3 rRNA genes are annotated in these 5,218 nt (G+C 56.9%); all 3 read right to left on the bottom strand.

The window, feature by feature from the left end:
* Positions 1-5: 5 nt before the first annotated feature.
* The 3 genes from rrf to A5707_RS17315 all read right to left on the bottom strand — a co-directional run bounded on the left by rrf (position 6) and on the right by A5707_RS17315 (position 5,093).
* A 5S ribosomal RNA gene (gene rrf / locus A5707_RS17325) occupies positions 6-118 on the bottom strand.
* Between the two features lie 62 nt (positions 119-180).
* Positions 181-3,293 (bottom strand): 23S ribosomal RNA (locus A5707_RS17320).
* Positions 3,294-3,561: 268 nt separating this feature from the next.
* Positions 3,562-5,093, bottom strand: a 16S ribosomal RNA gene (locus tag A5707_RS17315).
* Together the 16S, 23S and 5S rRNA genes form the textbook arrangement of a ribosomal RNA operon.
* Between the last annotated feature and the right edge of the window lie 125 nt (positions 5,094-5,218).

The raw sequence follows: 5,218 nt of genomic DNA, 5'->3' as shown, positions 1-5,218 counted from the left end.
TGTGTGTTCGGCGGTGTCCTACTTTTCCACCCGGGTGGGTAGTATCATCGGCGCTGGCAGGCTTAGCTTCCGGGTTCGGGATGGGTCCGGGCGTTTCCCTGTCGCTATTTCCGCCGTAACTCTATTTATATTTTAGGGTGTGTTTGGTGGTGGGGTGTGGGGGTTGTGGTGTGGTTGCGTGTGGGTAAGTTTTCGGCCGGTTAGTGCCAGTTCCCTGCGCCCGTTGCCGGGTGTGTAGGTCTGGTCTATTGATCCCGTGGTCTGCGGGGGGCCTTATCCCACTTAATGGGTGAGAAGCCTGGTCTTGGAGAAGGTTTCCCGCTTAGATGCTTTCAGCGGTTATCCTGTCCGAACGTGGCTATCCAGCGGTGCCCCTGGTGGGACAACTGGTGGACCAGAGGTTCGTCCGTCCCGGTCCTCTCGTACTAGGGACAGGTTTCCTCAAGCTTCTGACGCGCGCGGCGGATAGAGACCGAACTGTCTCACGACGTTCTAAACCCAGCTCGCGTGCCGCTTTAATGGGCGAACAGCCCAACCCTTGGGACCTGCTCCAGCCCCAGGATGCGACGAGCCGACATCGAGGTGCCAAACCATCCCGTCGATATGGACTCTTGGGGAAGATCAGCCTGTTATCCCCGGGGTACCTTTTATCCGTTGAGCGACACCCCTTCCACTCGGGGGTGCCGGATCACTAGTCCCGACTTTCGTCCCTGCTTGACATGTTCGTCTTGCAGTCAAGCTCCCTTGTGCACTTGCACTCGCCACCTGATTGCCGTCCAGGTTGAGGGAACCTTTGGGCGCCTCCGTTACATTTTAGGAGGCAACCGCCCCAGTTAAACTACCCGCCAGGCACTGTCCGTGAACCGGTTTCACGGTTCGACGTTAGAGGTCCAATACGATCAGAGTGGTATTTCAACAACGACTCCATACAAACTGGCGTCTGTATTTCATAGTCTCCCACCTATCCTACACAAACCGCATCGAACATCAATACCAAGTTGTAGTGAAGGTCCCGGGGTCTTTTCGTCCTGCCGCGCGTAACGAGCATCTTTACTCGTAGTGCAATTTCGCCGAGTCTATGGTTGAGACAGTTGAGAAGTCGTTACGCCATTCGTGCAGGTCGGAACTTACCCGACAAGGAATTTCGCTACCTTAGGATGGTTATAGTTACCACCGCCGTTTACTGGGGCTTAAATTCTCCGCTTCACCCCCGAAGGGGTTAACGGGTCCTCTTAACCTTCCAGCACCGGGCAGGCGTCAGTCCGTATACCTCGTCTTGCGACTTCGCACGGACCTGTGTTTTTAGTAAACAGTCGCTTCTCACTGGTTTGTGCCACCCCCTGCCGCTGCCCCCAGCTGGTGGGTTGACGGTATGGGGGTCCCCCTTCTCCCGAAGTTACGGGGGCATTTTGCCGAGTTCCTTAACCATAGTTATCTCGTACGCCTTGGTATTCTCTACCTGACCACCTGTGTCGGTTTGGGGTACGGGCCATGTGTGTGCTCGCTAGAGGCTTTTCTTGGCAGCATAGGATCACCGAATTCACCACAATCGGCTATGCATCACCTCTCGGACTGATGTGAACGACGGATTTGCCTATCGTTCGTCCTACCGGCTTGCCCCAGTATTACCACTGACTGGTACGGCTACCTTCCTGCGTCACCCCATCGCTTGACTACTACCAGACCGGGTCCCACGCAGCCGGTGACCGCCACCCACCCGAAAGTGAATGGTCAGCCACCTTTTGGGTGGTTAGCAGATCTGTTTCGTCAGGGACGCCCACACACGGGTACGGGAATATCAACCCGTTGTCCATCGACTACGCCTGTCGGCCTCGCCTTAGGTCCCGACTCACCCTGGGCGGACTGGCCTGGCCCAGGAACCCTTGGTCTTTCGGCGGGCAAGGTTCTCACTTGCCTTATCGCTACTCATGCCTGCATTCTCACTCCCCACACCTCCACCACTAGGTCACCCTGTGGCTTCACCGGTGAGGGGACGCTCCCCTACCCAATCCATACGGATTGCCGCGGCTTCGGCGGTGTGCTTGAGCCCCGCTACATTATCGGCGCACAATCACTTGACCAGTGAGCTATTACGCACTCTTTCAAGGGTGGCTGCTTCTAAGCCAACCTCCTGGTTGTCTTTGCGACTGCACATCCTTTCCCACTTAGCACACGCTTAGGGGCCTTAGCCGGCGATCTGGGCTGTTTCCCTTTCGACGCACGGAGCTTATCCCCCGCCGTCTCACTGCCACACTTTGACTTACCGGCATTCGGAGTTTGGCTGACGTCAGTAACCTAGTAGGGCCCATCGGCCATCCAGTAGCTCTACCTCCGGCAAGAAACATGTAACGCTGCACCTAAATGCATTTCGGGGAGAACCAGCTATCACGGAGTTTGATTGGCCTTTCACCCCTACCCACAGCTCATCCCCTCAGTCTTCAACCTAAGTGGGTTCGGGCCTCCACGCGGTCTTACCCGCGCTTCACCCTGGCCATGGGTAGATCACTCCGCTTCGGGTCCACAACACACCACTACACCCCTTACGGGGATACGCCCTATTCAGACTCGCTTTCGCTGCGGCTACCCCACCCGGGTTAACCTCGCGACATGTCAGTGACTCGCAGGCTCATTCTTCAAAAGGCACGCCATCACCCCACAACAAGGCTCTGACGGCTTGTAGGCGCACGGTTTCAGGTACTCTTTCACTCCCCTCCCGGGGTACTTTTCACCATTCCCTCACGGTACTCAATCCGCTATCGGTCATCAGGAAGTATTCAGGCTTACCGGGTGGTCCCGGCAGATTCACAGCAGATTCCACGGGCCCGCTGCTACTCGGGGCACCTGCGCACAACAGACAGCATGTTTTCACCTACCGGGCTCTCACCGTCTACGGCAGACCATCCCAGGCCACTTCGACTAACACACTGTTTTCTCACTGCTGCCGGCCACGGCGGTGACCAGAACACAGACCCCACAACACCACACACACAACCCCCGCCGGGTATCACATGCGCGCGGTTTAGCCATCCTCCGCGTTCGCTCGCCACTACTAACGGAATCACACTTGTTTTCTTCTCCTACGGGTACTGAGATGTTTCACTTCCCCGCGTTCCCCCCCACTGCCTATACATTCAGCAGTGGGTGACACGACATCACTCGTGCCGGGTTTCCCCATTCGGACATCCTCGGATCCACGCTCGGTTGACAACTCCCCGAGGCATATCGCAGCCTCCCACGTCCTTCATCGGCCCCTGATGCCAAGGCATCCACCATGCGCCCTAACACACTTACACACAAAAAACACTCGACAAACAAAAAACAATTTGCTTGCTAGATGCTCGCAACCACTATCCACAACTCAAACACCACACCCCACCACCAAGATGAGGCGACAACACCAGGTGCTGTCTCAAAGCCCAATAGTGTGCCCGGCAGCCACCACCCCCACCAAGGGGAGCAGCGGTTTGTTGTTGTGCACCCAACCGCAGGCCACTACAGCCAACGATTCCTTCACGGCTCACACCCCACCCAATGCGGGATGTTTATCGTGGTGCTCCTTAGAAAGGAGGTGATCCAGCCGCACCTTCCGGTACGGCTACCTTGTTACGACTTCGTCCCAATCGCCGATCCCACCTTCGACCACTCCCTCCCACAAGGGGTTAGGCCATGGGCTTCGGGTGTTACCGACTTTCATGACGTGACGGGCGGTGTGTACAAGGCCCGGGAACGTATTCACCGCAGCATTGCTGATCTGCGATTACTAGCGACTCCGACTTCACGGGGTCGAGTTGCAGACCCCGATCCGAACTGAGACCGGCTTTAAAGGATTCGCTAAACCTCACGGCATCGCAGCCCTTTGTACCGGCCATTGTAGCATGTGTGAAGCCCTGGACATAAGGGGCATGATGACTTGACGTCATCCCCACCTTCCTCCGAGTTGACCCCGGCAGTCTCTCACGAGTCCCCGCCATCACGCGCTGGCAACATGAGACAAGGGTTGCGCTCGTTGCGGGACTTAACCCAACATCTCACGACACGAGCTGACGACAGCCATGCACCACCTGCACACAGACCACAAGGGAAACCGCATCTCTGCGATCGTCCTGTGCATGTCAAACCCAGGTAAGGTTCTTCGCGTTGCATCGAATTAATCCACATGCTCCGCCGCTTGTGCGGGCCCCCGTCAATTCCTTTGAGTTTTAGCCTTGCGGCCGTACTCCCCAGGCGGGGTACTTAATGCGTTAGCTACGGCACGGATCCCAAGGAAGGAAACCCACACCTAGTACCCACCGTTTACGGCGTGGACTACCAGGGTATCTAATCCTGTTCGCTCCCCACGCTTTCGCTCCTCAGCGTCAGTTACTGCCCAGAGACCCGCCTTCGCCACCGGTGTTCCTCCTGATATCTGCGCATTCCACCGCTACACCAGGAATTCCAGTCTCCCCTGCAGTACTCCAGTCTGCCCGTATCGCCCGCACGCTCACAGTTAAGCCGTGAGATTTCACGAACAACGCGACAAACCACCTACGAGCTCTTTACGCCCAGTAATTCCGGACAACGCTCGCACCCTACGTATTACCGCGGCTGCTGGCACGTAGTTGGCCGGTGCTTCTTCTCCACCTACCGTCACCCCGGTCACCCGAAGCTTCGTCGATGGTGAAAGAGGTTTACAACCCGAAGGCCGTCATCCCCCACGCGGCGTCGCTGCATCAGGCTTGCGCCCATTGTGCAATATTCCCCACTGCTGCCTCCCGTAGGAGTCTGGGCCGTATCTCAGTCCCAGTGTGGCCGGACACCCTCTCAGGCCGGCTACCCGTCGTCGCCTTGGTAGGCCATCACCCCACCAACAAGCTGATAGGCCGCGGGCCCATCCCACACCGTTAAAAACTTTCCACCACACCACATGCGCAGCATGGTCCTATCCGGTATTAGACCCAGTTTCCCAAGCTTATCCCGAAGTGCAGGGCAGATCACCCACGTGTTACTCACCCGTTCGCCACTCGAGTACCCCCGAAAGGGCCTTTCCGTTCGACTTGCATGTGTTAAGCACGCCGCCAGCGTTCGTCCTGAGCCAGGATCAAACTCTCCAAACAAAAACCCCTCAAAAACGAGGCGAATCCACAATCAGAGAAAACCTGACCAAAGCAAGACACCAAAAACTGGCATCAAAAACACCACACCCCCAACCACGGGACGGCCAAAGGGCATGGCAAAAAAA

This window comes from Mycobacterium kyorinense (assembly GCF_001672775.1).
GTDB classification, from domain to species: domain Bacteria; phylum Actinomycetota; class Actinomycetes; order Mycobacteriales; family Mycobacteriaceae; genus Mycobacterium; species Mycobacterium kyorinense_A.
Note: the sequence above shows the minus strand (reverse complement) of the source record. Positions and strands in the feature narration are given on the sequence as shown.